We start from the raw sequence: 14,229 nt of genomic DNA, 5'->3' as shown, positions 1-14,229 counted from the left end.
GTGACCGAAACCAATGTAAAAGTGACGGCCGAAGCGCCCGCCATGGCGATGGGCGGGCTGTTCCAGAGCTTCGCCCATGCTTCGGGGATGATGTTCGAGAACACGACCGCCGCCCAGCAACAGCAGTTGGCGCTCGCCCAGGCCGCGAGCGACATCGGCATCGCCTTGCTCTATCGGGCGGCGGGCGTCACGCCGCCGACGCCGGCGAACGGCAAACCGCCCGTGGAGGGAACGACCTGAGATGGCGAAGCCTCCGCCCCCGAAACCCGCGCCCCCGAAGCCGTCCAAGCCCGTTCCGCCCACGTCGGACCCGACCATCGACGCCATGGTTCGACTGGCGGTGGCTCAATCGGTCTGCATGAATCTGATCGACGCCGCCGCGCATGTGCGGCGCACCTCCATCCTGGTCGAGGCGGCGAGCACCGCGGCCCTGATGCGCGCGCTTCAGGCCCCCGAAGGCGACAGGAGCTGGGTCCAGGCCCTGGAAGGCGCCGGAGTGATGATGAGCACGGCCTCCTCGGCCTTCGTCGCCGCCACACAATCGGCAATGGCGATGGCGGTCGATCCGCCGAAGCCGCCTAGCGTCCCTTGAAGTCCGCGGGCCGCTTCTCCAGCACGGCGGCCACCCCCTCGGCGTGATCGTCGGTCAGATGGGCCAGCGCCTGCATGGCGGCGGTCATCTCCAGGATCTGGTCGAAGGTCGCGTCTCGGCCCTGACGCAGCAGGGCCTTGGTCATGCGCAGGGCGTTGGGAGCCTGGGCCGCGATCTGGCCGGCGGTGGCGAAGGCCTCGTCCAGCAGGGCCTCGGCGGGAACCACCCGGTTGACCAACCCCCACTCCAGCGCCGTCTGAGCGTCCAGCGTCCGGCCGGTGAACAGAAGTTCCGCCGCGCGGACGTAGCCGACGTTGCGCGGCATCAGCCACGCCCCGCCGTCGCCCGGCAGGATGCCCAGCTTGAGGAAGGGCACGCCGAAAGAGGCGGCTTCGGAGGCGATGCGGATGTCGGCCAGGCCGGCGATGTCGCAGCCCAGTCCCATGGCCGGACCGTTCACCGCCGCGACCAGCGGAACCTCCAGTCCATACAGAGACCGCACGATCCGGTGCACGACGCGGCGGTAGCGCTCGCGGATGTCGGTCCCGGCCCCGGCGAAGAGGTCGCGCCTGTCCTGCATCGCCCGCAGGTCGCCGCCGGCCGAGAAGGCTCGGCCCGCGCCGGTCAGCACCACGCAACGCACATCTCGGTCGGCGTTCACGGCCTCGCAGGCGGCGGCGAAGGCCTCCCCGTCCTCCAGGTCGGGCAGGGCGTTCAGCCGCTCGGCGCGGTCCAGCGTCCAGAGTTCGATCGGGCCGCGGCGTTCAATGTGGATCAGGGTCATGACCGAGCAGTGCCGCATTCGGCGAGCGCGCTCAAGCTGCCGCCGGGGGAGCGCCGACCCGCTCAAGCCGCGAGCGGCCGCGTCGCGAACGGTAGCGCCCTCTGGAACAAGCCGCGCTCAAGCCGCGAGCGACCGCGTCGCAAGCGATAGCGCCCCCTGGAACCAGCCGCGCTCAAGCAGTGAGCGACCGCGTCGCGAGCGATAGCGCCCCTCTAGAAAGACAAAAGCCCCGGACCTTGCGGGCCGGAGCTTCTGTGTTCTTCGGATCCGGGTCTCGCCTTACCGGCGCGCCCTGTCGATCTTGATGGGCACGAAGTTCGACGGGTGGCTGATCACGCGATCGCCTGCGCCGTTGGTGTTCTTCGTGTTCACCAGCATCCCGCCCCAGAGCGCAAAGCTCATCATGGCGTGCTGGAGGTTCCTGTCTTTGTCGTTCATCTGTGATGTCTCCTTTCGTTGAACGATGAAAAGAGACACGTCGTGCTGATCGGGAGTCTCACCGTCATAGTCGTTTCGCGTCATGGTCAAGGTAGGATAATCCTGATCGAATTGCAAGTATTTTTACTCCGCTACCGGACCATATTTCGCACCCATGTCATCAACTGTCCCCTCCGCGCCACACCAGCCGCCCCGGCCCATCGTCACGCCCTGCGTGAAGGTGTGCATCGTCGACGGTCCTACCGGCCTTTGCCTGGGCTGCTATCGCACCCTTCCGGAGATCGGCGGTTGGAGCGCCCTGACCGACGAACAGCGCGCCGCCGTCATGGCCGAGCTGGCCTCGCGCCGCTCGCGGATCGATCCGGCGAAACTGGGGCCTGTCTGACTGGACGGATTCAGATTCCGTCCACCATCCTCCTTCACCGCATCCCAATCGGCCTGTGCGACAGGGGAGGGGCCGCAGTAAGCGGTGATCGCCGCGAGTTCGCGTCTTCATGCGTGTCGACCTGTCTTCCCTCGGGGTGCTGGCCCTGGCCGTTGCCTCGTCGCTGACCGTCCTGTGGTGGATGGAGCAATCCGGCCTGCGTGGCGAAGCCCAGGCCGCCGAAATCCCCGCAATCCACGCCGCCGCGACGGGCGTTCCGGGCCAGGTGCTCAAGGCCGCCGACGGCCACTACTGGGCTGAGGCGCGGATCGACGATCATGCGGTGCGCGTCATGGTCGATACCGGCGCCAGCGTGGTGGTCCTGACCCCCGCCGACGCCGCCCGCCTGGGCTTCGATCTCAAGGCCTCGGATTTCAGCGCCAAGGTGGTAACCGCCTCGGGCCCCGTCCGCGCCGCCCCCGTCCAGCTTCAGGCGGTCTCGGTCGCCGGCGCCCGCGTCGAGCAGGTCGAGGCCCTGGTGGTCGAACAGGGGCTGCCCCACTCGCTGCTGGGCATGAGCTACCTCGGCCGCCTGTCCGCCTTCACCGCGACCCCGGCCGCGCTGACGCTGAGGCCGTAGGGCGAGGGACTAGGGGCTAGGGATTAGATTGATGGGTTCTTGCGGTTCCGGCCTGCTCGCCAAACTAGCCCCTAGCCCCTAGCCCCTAGCCCCTCACAGCGCCTTCACGACCACCGACAGCGCCGTCGCCACCATGTAGACGGCGAAGACCTTGCGCAGGACGCGCTTGTCCAGCCGATGCGCCAGCTTGGCGCCCCAGGGCGCGACCGCCGTGGTCAGCACCCCCATGACGATGGCCGCGGGCACGTTGACGTAGCCGACCGAGAACGGCGGCCGTCCGACCGCATCCCAGCCGAACACCACGAAGCCGAACGCCGCCGCGGCGCCGATGGCCACGCCGAAGCCCGAGGCGGTCGCCACCGCCTGATGGATCGGCCGTCCGCACAGGGTCATGGTCAGGCCGCCGAAGCTGCCGCCGCCGATGCCCATCATCGCCGACAGCCCGCCGATCCCCGTGCCCACGATGCGCCGAGTCCAGCCGGTCGGCATGTCCTTCGCCAGGGTGAACCGTTCGGGCAGGAAGCCCAGCTGCAGCCCGATCAGCGCCAGGCAGACGCCGTAGACGACGGCCAGCCCTTCCATGGAGGCGACGCCCGCGATGGCCGCGCCGACCAGGCCGCCAAGCCCGACCCAGGGCGTCCAGCTTTTCAGCACCGCCTCGTCCACGGCGCCGTGGCTGCGGTGCGCCTTCAGCGAGCGCCAGCTGGTCGCCACGATGGTCAGCAGCGAGGTGCCCACCGCGACATGCAGATTGCTCTCGCCGCCGACGCCCAGCACCTCGAAGGCGTAGAACAGGGCGGGCACGATCACGGTCCCGCCGCCCACGCCGAACAGCCCGGCCACCAGTCCTCCGGCCAATCCCGCCGCGACCAGCGCCGCCAGCAGGATCAGGATTTCGGACAGGGGGAGGGCGGTCATGGATCGGGTTTAGCGGCTCCGCCTCAATCCGCCAGCCAGAACAGGTCCTCGACCTTCGCGTCCAGCGCCCGCGCCAGCGACAGGGCGAGGATGGTCGAGGGGATGAAGACCCCGTTCTCGACCGTGTTGACGGTCTTGCGCGACACCCCGGCTCTTTCAGCCAGTTCCGCCTGCGTCAGGCCCGCCGCCTGCCGCGCCTCCTTCAGCCGCGAGGCCAGCCGCGGATCACCCATCGTCGACCGGGCCCTTGTCCGCCTGACGATGAAGCCAGGCGAAATGGACACAGGCCACGCTGCCGCCCAGCCACAGGGCGAAGGGCAACAGGTACGTCAGCATGCCCGGGGCGCTGAAGCTAATCAGAAAGGCGGCGGCGCCCCCGGCCAGCAGGGCCCAGAAGCCGGACGCGGTGGCTCGCGCCCGGAAGGCATGATTCAACTCGCGATCCGGATCATCACGCAGCCGCTTTCCTTGGTGCCCCCAACCCATCAGGGTCGCGGGGGAGGCATAGAGCCAAAGCAGCACCAGGGACGCGTAGCAGTAGCCCGCCAATCGGTCGCCGTCTTCGAAAGCGCGAGCGGCTTGCGCGGTCCCCCATGCGATCCAGAGCAGGCCGGCGACAACATTGCTGACCAACTGCCAGGTCAGACTGGGTTCAACCGTTGGCTTCCCCTTGAGGCCGGTGTGCGGGATCGGCGCTGGCGTATAGGTCAGCGCTGCTCCCCCGAGGGTAATGCCGATCACGCAAGACAGGATCAGCGAGGTGGACATGTCTAGAGTGTCCAATCGCCCGACGCGCCACATCCACAGGGTTAGGGCGGCGCAGATAAAAGCCATCAAGGCCACGGCGGCCAGGCCAAGTCTCACGCGCGGAACCGCGCCCCATTTCGGCGATCTCTTAGTCATCTCCGCTCATCTCCTGCTCGGCCCGCCGGTGCAGGGCGGCGAACCTCAGGGCCGCCGTCGCCGCCGCGACCCACAGGATCATCGGCAGGGCGATCACCGTCACGTCCGCGTTCCACAGCCCGACCAGATAGGCCCCTGTCACCCCGACCAGCAGCACCCAGAAGGCGCAGGTCATGGCGCTCGCCCGATAGGCGCGGGTCAGTTCGTCGTCCAGCAGGCGCTTCACCTTCCGTGAACCGCCGTCCCAGCCCATGATCATCAGCGGGATCAGCAGCAGGTTCATCGCCGCCGCGCCGGCCAGGATGACCCCGCCCCAGCTGGTGTCCTCGCCGCTCAGCCATTCCTGGGCGCGACTCATGGCGACCGCCGTGATGCCCAGGGTGGCGGCGGGCAGGATAGTGATCCGGCTGATCCAGTCGCGCTGCAGGCGGTCGCGATAGCTGCCGGCTCCCTCCCGCGTCCGCTCGGCGTCGTCCCGGCGGAAGGCGAACATTCCACCGACCCCGGCCGCCGCCATCACGGCCCCCACACGATCGCGATCGCAAGAAGGCTGTGCGCGTCCGGCCCGTCCTCGTGCCGCCTGATGGCGGCGAAGCAGGCGATGAAGACGCCCAGGCAGAAGACCGCCACGGCGACGCCGTACCGCGTCGCCCTCCGTCGTTCCACCGCCTGCCAATTTCCGTCGCTCATGACCCTGCTTCCCGTGTCACCTACGGGTTACATGTCACCTCAGGGTTACATGAGTCAAGCGGTCAGAGCAGCAGGGCGCCCTCGTGCCTCAGCAGCCAGGTTTTGCGCTCCAGCCCGCCGCCGAAGCCGACCATGGCGCCGTCCGCGCCGACGACGCGGTGACAGGGCAGGACCACCGCGATCGGATTGCGGTTCAGCGCCACGCCCGCCGCCTGGGCCGCGCCGGGTTCTCCCGCCCGCTTCGCCATCTCGCCGTAGCTGATGGTCAGGCCGGCCGGGATCTCCGCCAGCGCCTTCCACACCCGCGCCTGAAAGCCGTCGCCCGCAGACGCGCCGTCCAGCGACCATGGGATCCGATGCAGCGCGGCCTGGTCGCCGGCGAAATAGGCCGTCAGTCCGTCCTGCACCGCCGCCGGGGTTTCGCCCTCGATCTGGACCGCGTCCGGATATTCCCGCCGCATGGCCTTGCTCAGTCCCTCGCCGAACGACACGCCGCGCAGCCGCCCTTCGGCGTCGCAGGCCAGAGCCAGCGGACCGACGGGGGAGGGCAGGATGGAGAGGGTCAGAATCATCGGGCCAGTCTAGCCCGGCATCAGGGCGTTCATCTCGCCCCAGCCCAGCGCGCCCTCCATCATCGGTTCGGACACGCCCGTGCTCAGGAAGTCCCTCGCCAGCGCCGCCGTCCGGCCGTAGGCGGCGCTCGCGAGTCCCGATCCGGCGCTCAGCCGCCGCACGCCAAGCCGCTCCAGCTCCGCCGCGTTCGGCAGGCCCGGGAAGGCCAGCAGGTTGACCGGCAGGGATGTCGCGCCGGTCAGGGTGGCGATCCCCTCGGCCTCGACCAGCCCCGGCGCGAACAGGCCGTCGGCCCCGGCCGCCTGATAGATCACCGCGCGGCGCACCGCCTCGTCGACCCGCCCCGCCGGCGCGCCCACGCCCGCCAGCCAGATATCGCAGCGGGCGTTGATGAACAGGGCGTCGCCCACCGCCGCGCGGATGGCCGCGATCTTGGCCGCCAGCGCCTCGGGCGCCTTGCCGCCGTCCTCGATGTTGACGCCCTGGGCGCCCGTCGCGACCAGCCGCTTCGCCGTCGCCGCCACCTCGGCCGGATCGTCGGAATAGCCGCCTTCGAAGTCGACGCTGACCGGGACGCCCTGCGCCGCCCGCACCACGTCGGCGGACATCTGTACGGCGCGGTCGACCGGCAGGGCGTCGCCGTCCGGCCAGCCCAGGGCCCAGGCGCAGCCCGCACTGGTGGTGGCGATGGCCCGCGCGCCCAGCGACCGCATCACCGCCGCGCTCCCGGCGTCCCAGGCGTTGGGCAGGATCAACAGGCCGGATCGATGCAGGTCGTGAAAGGCGGTCATGGGAAACTCCTCCGTGTCGGACGTCTACATGGGGGCGCGTTCGACCCGACGCTGGCGGTTTCCGGACATCCTCACCATCCTCGCCTTGCCGCGCCGCAGCAACCTTAACGGCTGCGCACCGTTCTTCCGGCCTCGAACAACGGTCGGAGCCTGACCCATGACGTCCAACAAACTCCTTTACGCAGCCGCCGCCGGCGCGCTGGTCCTTGGCGCCGCGCCGCTGGCCGCGGCCCAGACGCCCTACGGCTCGACCCAGCAACAGCCGACGAACCAGCAGGACGCCGTCGGCGCCATTCTCGGCGCCCTGTTCGGGGATCGTCTCGGTGTCTCGTCTTCGCTGGAGACCGAATGGAGCCGGGGACGCCGTCCGCTCTCGAACCAAAGCAGCCAATTCCAGACCCGGCTCGACGCCGATGTCCGCTCGGGCCGTCTGTCCAGCAGCGAAGCCCGTCGCCTGCGCGACGAATACGATGATCTGGTCCAGCTGGAGGCCCGCTACACCGCCGACGGCCGGGTCACGACCCAGGAGCGGGCCGATCTGGTCGCCCAGTATCGCGAGTTCTCGCAGCGGGTCGAAGCCGGCGGCTCCGACTATTCCTCCGGCCGCGCATCGGTCGCCGACGGCCGCGCCGATTTCGAGGCCCGGGTCGACACCGCCGTCCGCAACCGCCGGCTGACCCGCACCGAGGGCACGCGGTTGAAGACCGACTATCAGGACCTGATCCGCGTCGAGAGCGGCTACCTGCGCGACGGTCGCCTGACTGCCCAGGAACGCGACGACCTCGACAGCCGGCTGGACGCGCTGGACGCCCGCGTCGGCGACGCGCCCTCGGGCGGGAACAACGGCGGCGGCTATCAGGACAACCGCACCCGCCTGTCCAATATCGAGCGCGCCCTGTCGTCGAACGGCGCGGGTCTAAGCCGCACCGAGATCGCCGACATCCGCGTCGAGGCCGGCGACCTGGCCCGCCTCGAAGCCGCCTACGGCCGCACCCAGCCTTCGTCCGACGATCGGTCCTATCTGGATCGCCGCATCGGCGAGCTGGAGGTTCGCGCCCGCGTGCGCCGCTAGGGATCTGGCTGCTGCCAACCTGCTGTCAGCAGCCGAACATGCGGGGGCGTGCGTTCACTGGCGCACGCCCCCTTCGCTGACTAGATTGCGTTCATGGCCCGTTCTCCCCGGAATTCCTCCCAGACCACCCCGCAGGGGACGCGCAAGCCCGAGCACGTCCCCGGCGTGGCCGAGGCCCAGGCGCCCTTCATCTTCGACCCGGCGGCGGGCAAGAACCGCCAGCCCATGTTCGCCCCCGTCACCGGCCCGCGCCTGACGCCGGAGGAGGCGCCGGGCAAGCCGTCCGACTGGGTCCCGCACCGTCCGGACCGCCCGCAGGACCGCAAGTCCATCCCCTTCCGGCTGGAGACCCGGTACAGCCCCGCCGGCGACCAGCCCTCGGCCATCGCCGAACTGGTCGCGACCGCCGAGGCCGGCGAGCGGGATCAGGTGCTGCTCGGCGTCACCGGCTCGGGCAAGACCTTCACCATGGCCAAGGTCATCGAACAGACCCAGCGCCCGGCCCTGATCCTGGCCCACAACAAGACCCTCGCCGCCCAGCTCTATTCCGAGTTCAAGTCATTCTTCCCCGATAATGCTGTCGAATACTTCGTATCGTATTACGATTATTATCAACCGGAAGCATACGTCCCCCGGACCGACACCTACATCGAGAAGGACAGCTCCATAAACGAGCAGATCGACCGCATGCGCCACTCGGCGACGCGGGCGATCCTGGAGCGGGACGACGTCATCGTGGTGGCGTCGGTCAGCTGCATCTATGGCATCGGCTCGGTCGAGACTTATACCGCCATGACCTTCACCCTGAAGGTCGGGGACCAGATCGACGAGAGCAAGCTGCGCGCCGATCTGATCGCGCTGCAGTACAAGCGCAACGACCTGAATTTCGAGCGCGGCATGTTCCGCAAGCGCGGCGACGTGCTGGAGATCTTCCCGGTTCACATGGAGGACCGCGCCTGGCGCATCCAGCTGTTCGGGGACGAGGTCGAGAGCATCCAGGAGTTCGACCCCCTGAACGGCAAGAAGACCAATGACCTGACCGAGGTCACCGTCTACGCCGCCAGCCACTACGTCACCCCGCGCCCCTCGCTCAACCAGGCCATGACCGGCATCAAGGCCGAGCTGAAGGAGACGCTCGACTGGATGGTCGAGAACGGCAAGCTGCTCGAGGCCCAGCGGCTGGAGCAGCGCGTGCGCTTCGACCTGGAGATGATGGAGGCCACCGGCGCCTGCGCCGGCATCGAGAACTACAGCCGCTGGCTGACCGGCCGCGCGCCGGGCGAGCCGCCGCCCACCTTCTTCGAATACATCCCCGACAACGCCCTGCTGTTCGTCGACGAGAGCCACGTCACCGTCGGCCAGATCAGCGCCATGTACCGCGGCGACTACCGCCGCAAATCGACCCTGGCCGAGTACGGCTTCCGCCTGCCCAGCTGCATCGACAACCGCCCGCTGAAGTTCGACGAGTGGGACGCCATGCGCCCCCAGACGATGTTCGTCAGCGCCACCCCCGGCCCGTGGGAGCTGGAGCGGACCGGCGGCGTCTTCACCGAACAGGTCATCCGCCCCACCGGCCTGATCGACCCCCCGGTCGAGATCCGCCCGGTCAGCGGGACCACCCGCAACCAGGTCGACGACGTCATCGACGAGGTGAAGGCCGTCGCCCGCCAGGGCTACCGCTCCCTCGTCACCGTCCTGACCAAGAAGATGGCCGAGGACCTGACGGAGTACATGCACGAGCAGGGCGTCCGCGTCCGCTACATGCACTCCGACGTCGACACGCTCGAACGCATCGAGATCCTGCGCGATCTCCGTCTCGGTTCATTCGACGTCCTGATCGGCATCAACCTGCTGCGCGAGGGCCTGGACATCCCCGAGTGCGGCCTGGTCGCCATCCTCGACGCCGACAAGGAGGGCTTCCTGCGCTCCGAGACCAGCCTGATCCAGACCATCGGCCGCGCGGCGCGGAACGTCGACGGCCGCGTCATCCTCTACGCCGACCGCATGACCGGCTCGATGGAGCGCGCCATCGCCGAGACCAACCGCCGGCGCGAGAAGCAGGTCGAATACAACACCGCCCACGGCATCACGCCGGAGTCGGTCAAGCGCGACATCAAGGAGATCCTGGCCAGCCCCTATGAGTCCCGCGAGATGGACCGCCTGACCAACCCGGGCCTGAAGGACGAGTCCAAGCCCTTCATCGGCACGAATTTCCAGGCCGCCCTCAAGGACCTGGAAGGCCGCATGCGCAACGCCGCCGCCAACCTGGAGTTCGAGGAAGCCGCCCGCCTGCGCGACGAGATCAAGAAGATGAAGCTCCTCGACCTGGAGTTCGCCAACGAGGTCCTGACCGGCGCGGGCGAGGAGGTCGACAAGTCGGCGCCGAAGCGCTGGCGGGCCGAGGCGGCGGCGGAGAAGGCGGAGGCGTTCAGGAAGGGGCGGTGAGGGGCGTACTGGCTTGAGACCAGGGGCCCCATTGCGCTATCGGACAACCTCAAAGATAGTGCTGCCTATGGGTTCGCCTCAGGCGAGCCGGTTGGGGCGGGGGCCGCAGAAAAATGATGGGATTCCTGAAGGGTATACCCATTTTAGGTCAGTATTTCGAATGTAAAACTCAGCATTTTTCGGCGTCTTTGCTGGAGTTCGGGTTCATATTACTGGCATCCCTTTTGCCCATTCTAGCGGTCACATTCATCGAAGTGGCTGCTGGAAGCGTGACGACATTTCAGAACTGGACGCTTCGGTTTGCGCCGGAACTAGCCATCGCGGCACCGTGCATCATTGCGCCGATGATGTATTTCTTCGTGACTCCATCTCACCCTCGAGCAGATGGAGAGAGAACGGACTTTCCGCATAAGGGGTCTCTGCAACTTGCCTGCTTAGTCATCTTTGCGTTTGGGATGCTTTTGTATGTGACGTTGTCTTGTATAAAGTTTTTCAGACCCGAGACCGCAGAGGCAGTCAGATCTACGCTCTATAGCCTGGGCCTTTGGCTATATATTCCGTCGCTGTTCCTGTCATACACGGCGATTTTGTTTCGCAACTTTTCTGAGCGCCCGCCTATCGCGGGGCCTGACGATGACGTCCCTGACATTCTTGAAGATTTGAAAGGGAGGGCGTGACGTGGCAGTAACAAAAATCTATCCCGACCCTAACGATTTTGAGTACACATTTCCCTGTTTGAAGGCTGTGCAGCCTATCGGGGACTTGTACTCTGGAGTGCTTCCTCACGATGTCCTATATGACATCTGCGAGTTCGACGTCAGGCGGGTCATATACGAAGAGCGAGATATCGAACGATACCTCGGAATCCAAAGACCTTTGAACAAGGGTAGAGTTCAAGAGATTGGGTCGTATGTAAATTTTGCCGACGCATCCTTTCCGTCTGCCATTATCATTGCCATCGACGAGCGGTGCGTCAGTTACGACAACGGCCGCAACCGTATGACGATCCGAAATGTGCGGGATGTTGATGACCCAGTTCCCAAGAGAATGATCGCTCGAGTTATTGATGGTCAACATCGGGTCGCCGGCCTGAAGGCATTCGCGAGAGCCAACGGCGCATTTGACTGTTTGATCACCGTTCTCGTTGGAATGGATATCGCTGACCAAGGTCACATATTCGCAACTGTAAATTTGGCGCAAACCAAGGTTAATCGCAGTCTCGCGATTGACCTCTACGCACTCGAGAAAATCCGTAGTCCCATGAAGACCTGCCACTCCGTAGTGGTTGCGCTTGACCGTGATCCGAACGGTCCATTTTTCAAAATGATCAAGCGTCTTGGGGTAACGACGGAGGGTCGGAGAGGTGAGTCTCTCACCCAGGCGACGGTCGTTGATGGGCTAATCCCGTACGTGAGCGCGGAGCCCGACAAAGACCGAGATGCGATGCTGCGTGGCCAGAAACTGAAGCGTGTGGATCCGGCGAGAGAACGAGAGCTTCTATTTAGGAACTGGTTCTTGGATGGTGAGGATAGCCTGATCGCGGTCGTGTATTCGAACTACTTCGACGCGGTAAAGGAAAAGTGGGGTGCCGCTTGGTCTCGTCCCGGAGCTGGCCAGATATTGGGGCGCACGACAGGGTATCGTGCTTTAGCTAAGCTGTTTGGCGAAGCATATATTGCTTTGGGCGGCATCGGAAAGACGCCTTCCAAGGACGATTTTTATGCGCTCTTCAAGAACGTTGATATGGATGGTGAGGATTTCACCTCCGATATCTACCTGCCCGGCTCGTCAGGACAGAGCTTGTTGTATCAGACACTCAGAGAAAAAATCTTCGGCTGACCTACTCTGCCGCCACTGACGAGTTGTAAGAATACGTCTTCCACGTCGGCGTATAGGTCTCGTCTGCCTGATTGCCCCAGACAGCCCAGCCGGGCCGCTCGCCGCGCGCGAACAGTTCGAGATACGGCCCCGTGCTGCACGCCTCGACCAGATCGTACTGCTCGTCCGGCTTGCGGCTGTGTTCGCGCTTGCGCGTCTGGATCATGTTGACCTGGCTGCGGCCGGGGGCCTCGGTGCGGGCGTTCTTGCCGCGCGTTCCGAACAACAGGATCTCGGTGACATTGCGGAAATAGAAGCCGACGCCCCGACCGTCCGAGCCGCCGTCCTTGCGGATCTTGTGCCAGATCAGGTTGGATTTGTAGTTGAAGCCCCAGGCCTTCATGACCTCCAGCCCCTCGGGCAGCAGGGCGTTCGGCACCCACATGTAGAGGTGCGCCGTATCCTGCGCGACCTCGGCCACCGGCAGGTCGCAGATCGCCTGCAGATCCATGGTCGGATAGCGGTTCAGCCGCTTGTGCTCGGGCGCCACCTTGCCGGTGCGGTTCTGGAACTGCCACGGCGGGTCAGCGAGGATGGTCCTGAACTTCCGGCCATTGGCGAAGGCGCGGAGGTTCTCGATGGGATCAGGAAATTCGGCGTCGTAGGCCATCAGTCACTCCGGACCCAACCGAATCGGGTCGCACGATACAAAGGGTAACGTCGGAACCACACGATCCCCACACGAAATCCTTACGATCTGTATACCGGTGTTCGTGATTTGTTCCAGCGCTCACGCCTTGGACGGGGCGATCAGTCGCTGACACACGCGGGGGTGATGCCGAACACCAGTACCGGACAGGCGCCGTTGCGGCCGGCATTCAGCCGATAAAGGAGCTTGCCCATCCAGGTGGTGCTGGCCCCGTACTTGGCGCCGACCATCCGGGGCGCGCCGCCCTTGGTGAATTCAAGATTACCGTCCTTGTCGAGCGATTGGCCGAGCGATCGGATGAAGTCAGTCATGTCTTGGCCGCCCCGCGTGACCAGCACTCCCACATCGATCACGCCCGTCTGGGCGAAGGCCGAGAAGGCGTACAGGTCGCGGTCGAAGGTTTGATCCTTGCTGTTCCATTCGAGGTCGAAGGCGACGCGGCCTTTGACGTAGTCGACCTTGTGTCCGTCGAGATACTTGGAGCGTCGGATCACCCGAGTCTGTGCCTTGGTCCTCGCCTTGCCCTTGGAGTCGACGCCGACCTGAACCCTCGAAATCAGTTCGACCAACAGGTCGCCGCGAATGATCGTTTCGAACCATCCCTTGGGACGCAGTGACGCCGAGAAGACCTTCGGCACGTCGGACTCGTTTCCGCCGGCGGTCCGGATGATCGTCTTGGTGATCATGAAGGCGCGCAGCGCCTCGCACAGCTCACCGAACTCCTCCGGATGGCTTTCGGCGAGGATCGTGGCAGCGCTGCGGTAGCTATAGACCTCGTACTTGGCGCGCAGGTCGGCCGGAATCTTGGCATCGACCAACCATTGCGGGTCGGCAGCCTCGTCCGGCTTCAGCGCGACTTCGTCGCGGGAAATCTCGGCCTCGAAGTCATCTTCATCACTCATGCGCGAACAATGCCCCGGATTCTTGTCGCCCCACAACGGGGCGAACCAAGAGCCGACAGGAGTTTGAGCTGCTTGAGGCTGGCCGGATCGGGAGCGCGATCAGCTCTTGTGGCAGGCCCGCGAGCACCAGTAGCAGCCATCGACCTGAGAATAGATCGTACGCGCTTTGACAACCGCACTGGCGCATCCCGAATGGTCGCCGAGATATGTCCGGTTCGTCGCGTCGGGCAGATAGCTGCAGGTCGCCGCGTGAACTTCGTGGTCGCCGTTGGTCTGGGCGTTGTCGTTGACGTAGTAGTTGGCCATCACGGCCTCCGGGTGTCTCGCCCTCGACGGACGTTCTCTTTACGTTCACCGATTCTCGGTTGTGGTCAACGCGAACGGGGGGTGGTGTCCGCTTTCCGGTACACCGCCACCGGCGCAGACCGGACGACCCAGCGGCGCCGCGACGGCGGCGACACACCGGTGGATCAGGCGTGGGCGCTCCCGACAACTTCGCGCTCACGCGCGCCGCTGGGTCCCCCGGTCTCCCCTCGCTTTCGCGAGGGTCGCCGGAGGATGACGAAAGCAAGGGAGGGCGCCCCCGCACC

At 66.0% G+C, this 14,229-nt stretch carries 20 protein-coding genes; 8 read left to right on the top strand and 12 right to left on the bottom strand.

Going from position 1 to position 14,229, the window contains the following annotated elements:
- Both AC3WRV_RS15155 and AC3WRV_RS15150 read left to right on the top strand, forming a co-directional pair.
- A complete protein-coding gene (locus AC3WRV_RS15155) occupies positions 1 to 240 on the top strand; it encodes a RebB family R body protein (RefSeq protein WP_492313897.1) in 240 nt (79 codons plus the stop codon).
- Between the two features lies 1 nt (position 241).
- Positions 242 to 592: a hypothetical protein gene (locus AC3WRV_RS15150; protein ID WP_492313896.1), complete on the top strand. Its 351-nt coding sequence runs from the start codon at positions 242 to 244 to the stop codon at positions 590 to 592.
- On the opposite strand, the gene AC3WRV_RS15145 is transcribed toward AC3WRV_RS15150, so the two are convergent.
- Both AC3WRV_RS15145 and AC3WRV_RS15140 read right to left on the bottom strand, forming a co-directional pair.
- Positions 579 to 1,376 carry a crotonase/enoyl-CoA hydratase family protein gene (locus tag AC3WRV_RS15145; RefSeq protein ID WP_492314091.1) on the bottom strand — a complete coding sequence of 266 codons (798 nt, stop codon included), beginning with the start codon at positions 1,374 to 1,376 and terminating at the stop codon, positions 579 to 581. The genes AC3WRV_RS15150 and AC3WRV_RS15145 overlap by 14 nt on opposite strands.
- A 279-nt stretch (positions 1,377 to 1,655) precedes the next feature.
- The gene (locus AC3WRV_RS15140; protein WP_376858655.1) at positions 1,656 to 1,814 is read right to left on the bottom strand and encodes a hypothetical protein; all 159 of its coding nucleotides are present in this window, start codon (positions 1,812 to 1,814) and stop codon (positions 1,656 to 1,658) included.
- Positions 1,815 to 1,968: 154 nt separating this feature from the next.
- Between AC3WRV_RS15140 and AC3WRV_RS15135 the strand changes: the two genes are divergently transcribed.
- Positions 1,969 to 2,199, top strand: a complete 231-nt coding sequence (locus tag AC3WRV_RS15135; protein WP_492313895.1) for a DUF1289 domain-containing protein — start codon at positions 1,969 to 1,971, stop codon at positions 2,197 to 2,199.
- Positions 2,200 to 2,308: 109 nt separating this feature from the next.
- Positions 2,309 to 2,818 (top strand): retropepsin-like aspartic protease family protein, encoded by a 510-nt coding sequence (locus AC3WRV_RS15130; protein ID WP_291834388.1) that lies wholly within the window; start codon positions 2,309 to 2,311, stop codon positions 2,816 to 2,818.
- 93 nt (positions 2,819 to 2,911) lie between these two features.
- Here the strand turns inward: AC3WRV_RS15130 and AC3WRV_RS15125 are convergent, their stop codons facing one another.
- From AC3WRV_RS15125 to AC3WRV_RS15095, 7 genes are all read right to left on the bottom strand, one after another.
- Positions 2,912 to 3,736, bottom strand: a complete 825-nt coding sequence (locus AC3WRV_RS15125; RefSeq protein WP_291834385.1) for a sulfite exporter TauE/SafE family protein — start codon at positions 3,734 to 3,736, stop codon at positions 2,912 to 2,914.
- Positions 3,737 to 3,759: 23 nt separating this feature from the next.
- Entirely contained in the window at positions 3,760 to 3,969 is a 210-nt protein-coding gene (locus tag AC3WRV_RS15120) for a helix-turn-helix transcriptional regulator (protein WP_291834382.1), read from the bottom strand.
- Positions 3,962 to 4,504 (bottom strand): hypothetical protein, encoded by a 543-nt coding sequence (locus AC3WRV_RS15115; protein ID WP_492313894.1) that lies wholly within the window; start codon positions 4,502 to 4,504, stop codon positions 3,962 to 3,964. The genes AC3WRV_RS15120 and AC3WRV_RS15115 overlap by 8 nt, the downstream gene beginning before the upstream one ends.
- A 127-nt stretch (positions 4,505 to 4,631) precedes the next feature.
- Complete coding sequence (locus AC3WRV_RS15110) at positions 4,632 to 5,132, bottom strand: hypothetical protein (protein ID WP_492313893.1); 501 nt, start codon at positions 5,130 to 5,132, stop codon at positions 4,632 to 4,634.
- A 23-nt stretch (positions 5,133 to 5,155) separates the two neighbouring features.
- A complete protein-coding gene (locus AC3WRV_RS15105) occupies positions 5,156 to 5,329 on the bottom strand; it encodes a hypothetical protein (protein WP_492313892.1) in 174 nt (57 codons plus the stop codon).
- A gap of 62 nt (positions 5,330 to 5,391) precedes the next feature.
- A complete protein-coding gene (locus tag AC3WRV_RS15100; protein WP_492313891.1) occupies positions 5,392 to 5,901 on the bottom strand; it encodes a methylated-DNA--[protein]-cysteine S-methyltransferase in 510 nt (169 codons plus the stop codon).
- Between the two features lie 9 nt (positions 5,902 to 5,910).
- Positions 5,911 to 6,693 (bottom strand): isocitrate lyase/PEP mutase family protein, encoded by a 783-nt coding sequence (locus AC3WRV_RS15095; RefSeq protein ID WP_492313890.1) that lies wholly within the window; start codon positions 6,691 to 6,693, stop codon positions 5,911 to 5,913.
- Positions 6,694 to 6,850: 157 nt separating this feature from the next.
- On the opposite strand from AC3WRV_RS15095, the gene AC3WRV_RS15090 reads away from it, so the two are divergent.
- The 4 genes from AC3WRV_RS15090 to AC3WRV_RS15075 all read left to right on the top strand — a co-directional run bounded on the left by AC3WRV_RS15090 (position 6,851) and on the right by AC3WRV_RS15075 (position 12,049).
- The gene (locus AC3WRV_RS15090) at positions 6,851 to 7,765 is read left to right on the top strand and encodes a hypothetical protein (protein WP_492313889.1); all 915 of its coding nucleotides are present in this window, start codon (positions 6,851 to 6,853) and stop codon (positions 7,763 to 7,765) included.
- 93 nt (positions 7,766 to 7,858) lie between these two features.
- On the top strand, positions 7,859 to 10,210 hold the full coding sequence (gene uvrB / locus AC3WRV_RS15085) for an excinuclease ABC subunit UvrB (protein WP_492313888.1): 2,352 nt from the start codon (positions 7,859 to 7,861) through the stop codon (positions 10,208 to 10,210).
- Positions 10,211 to 10,323: 113 nt separating this feature from the next.
- Positions 10,324 to 10,887, top strand: coding sequence for a hypothetical protein (locus AC3WRV_RS15080; protein WP_492313887.1), 564 nt, complete (start codon positions 10,324 to 10,326; stop codon positions 10,885 to 10,887).
- Between the two features lies 1 nt (position 10,888).
- The gene (locus tag AC3WRV_RS15075) at positions 10,889 to 12,049 is read left to right on the top strand and encodes a DGQHR domain-containing protein (RefSeq protein WP_492313886.1); all 1,161 of its coding nucleotides are present in this window, start codon (positions 10,889 to 10,891) and stop codon (positions 12,047 to 12,049) included.
- 1 nt (position 12,050) lies between these two features.
- On the opposite strand, the gene AC3WRV_RS15070 is transcribed toward AC3WRV_RS15075, so the two are convergent.
- From AC3WRV_RS15070 to AC3WRV_RS15060, 3 genes are all read right to left on the bottom strand, one after another.
- Positions 12,051 to 12,698, bottom strand: a complete 648-nt coding sequence (locus AC3WRV_RS15070) for an MT-A70 family methyltransferase (RefSeq protein WP_492313885.1) — start codon at positions 12,696 to 12,698, stop codon at positions 12,051 to 12,053.
- Between the two features lie 140 nt (positions 12,699 to 12,838).
- Complete coding sequence (locus AC3WRV_RS15065; RefSeq protein ID WP_492313884.1) at positions 12,839 to 13,639, bottom strand: BglII/BstYI family type II restriction endonuclease; 801 nt, start codon at positions 13,637 to 13,639, stop codon at positions 12,839 to 12,841.
- A gap of 99 nt (positions 13,640 to 13,738) precedes the next feature.
- A complete protein-coding gene (locus AC3WRV_RS15060) occupies positions 13,739 to 13,945 on the bottom strand; it encodes a hypothetical protein (protein WP_492313883.1) in 207 nt (68 codons plus the stop codon).
- Positions 13,946 to 14,229 lie beyond the last annotated feature (284 nt).

It is taken from the genome of Brevundimonas sp. EU05-FHT14B11, from assembly GCF_058790835.1.
The sequence above is the reverse complement of the archived record's forward strand: the minus strand, read 5'-3'. Positions and strand labels throughout refer to the sequence as shown.

Bases quoted from the DNA above. Each gene is read 5' to 3' on its own strand.
- AC3WRV_RS15100 (WP_492313891.1), bottom strand. From the start codon at position 5,901: ATGATTCTGACCCTCTCCATCCTGCCCTCCCCCGTCGGTCCGCTGGCT.
- AC3WRV_RS15110 (WP_492313893.1), bottom strand. From the start codon at position 5,132: ATGTTCGCCTTCCGCCGGGACGACGCCGAGCGGACGCGGGAGGGAGCC.
- AC3WRV_RS15145 (WP_492314091.1), bottom strand. From the start codon at position 1,376: ATGACCCTGATCCACATTGAACGCCGCGGCCCGATCGAACTCTGGACG.
- AC3WRV_RS15120 (WP_291834382.1), bottom strand. From the start codon at position 3,969: ATGGGTGATCCGCGGCTGGCCTCGCGGCTGAAGGAGGCGCGGCAGGCG.
- AC3WRV_RS15080 (WP_492313887.1), top strand. From the start codon at position 10,324: ATGATGGGATTCCTGAAGGGTATACCCATTTTAGGTCAGTATTTCGAA.
- AC3WRV_RS15140 (WP_376858655.1), bottom strand. From the start codon at position 1,814: ATGAACGACAAAGACAGGAACCTCCAGCACGCCATGATGAGCTTTGCG.
- AC3WRV_RS15060 (WP_492313883.1), bottom strand. From the start codon at position 13,945: ATGGCCAACTACTACGTCAACGACAACGCCCAGACCAACGGCGACCAC.
- AC3WRV_RS15090 (WP_492313889.1), top strand. From the start codon at position 6,851: ATGACGTCCAACAAACTCCTTTACGCAGCCGCCGCCGGCGCGCTGGTC.
- uvrB (WP_492313888.1), top strand. From the start codon at position 7,859: ATGGCCCGTTCTCCCCGGAATTCCTCCCAGACCACCCCGCAGGGGACG.
- AC3WRV_RS15095 (WP_492313890.1), bottom strand. From the start codon at position 6,693: ATGACCGCCTTTCACGACCTGCATCGATCCGGCCTGTTGATCCTGCCC.
- AC3WRV_RS15130 (WP_291834388.1), top strand. From the start codon at position 2,309: ATGCGTGTCGACCTGTCTTCCCTCGGGGTGCTGGCCCTGGCCGTTGCC.
- AC3WRV_RS15150 (WP_492313896.1), top strand. From the start codon at position 242: ATGGCGAAGCCTCCGCCCCCGAAACCCGCGCCCCCGAAGCCGTCCAAG.
- AC3WRV_RS15105 (WP_492313892.1), bottom strand. From the start codon at position 5,329: ATGAGCGACGGAAATTGGCAGGCGGTGGAACGACGGAGGGCGACGCGG.
- AC3WRV_RS15070 (WP_492313885.1), bottom strand. From the start codon at position 12,698: ATGGCCTACGACGCCGAATTTCCTGATCCCATCGAGAACCTCCGCGCC.
- AC3WRV_RS15135 (WP_492313895.1), top strand. From the start codon at position 1,969: ATGTCATCAACTGTCCCCTCCGCGCCACACCAGCCGCCCCGGCCCATC.
- AC3WRV_RS15115 (WP_492313894.1), bottom strand. From the start codon at position 4,504: ATGTCCACCTCGCTGATCCTGTCTTGCGTGATCGGCATTACCCTCGGG.
- AC3WRV_RS15125 (WP_291834385.1), bottom strand. From the start codon at position 3,736: ATGACCGCCCTCCCCCTGTCCGAAATCCTGATCCTGCTGGCGGCGCTG.
- AC3WRV_RS15065 (WP_492313884.1), bottom strand. From the start codon at position 13,639: ATGAGTGATGAAGATGACTTCGAGGCCGAGATTTCCCGCGACGAAGTC.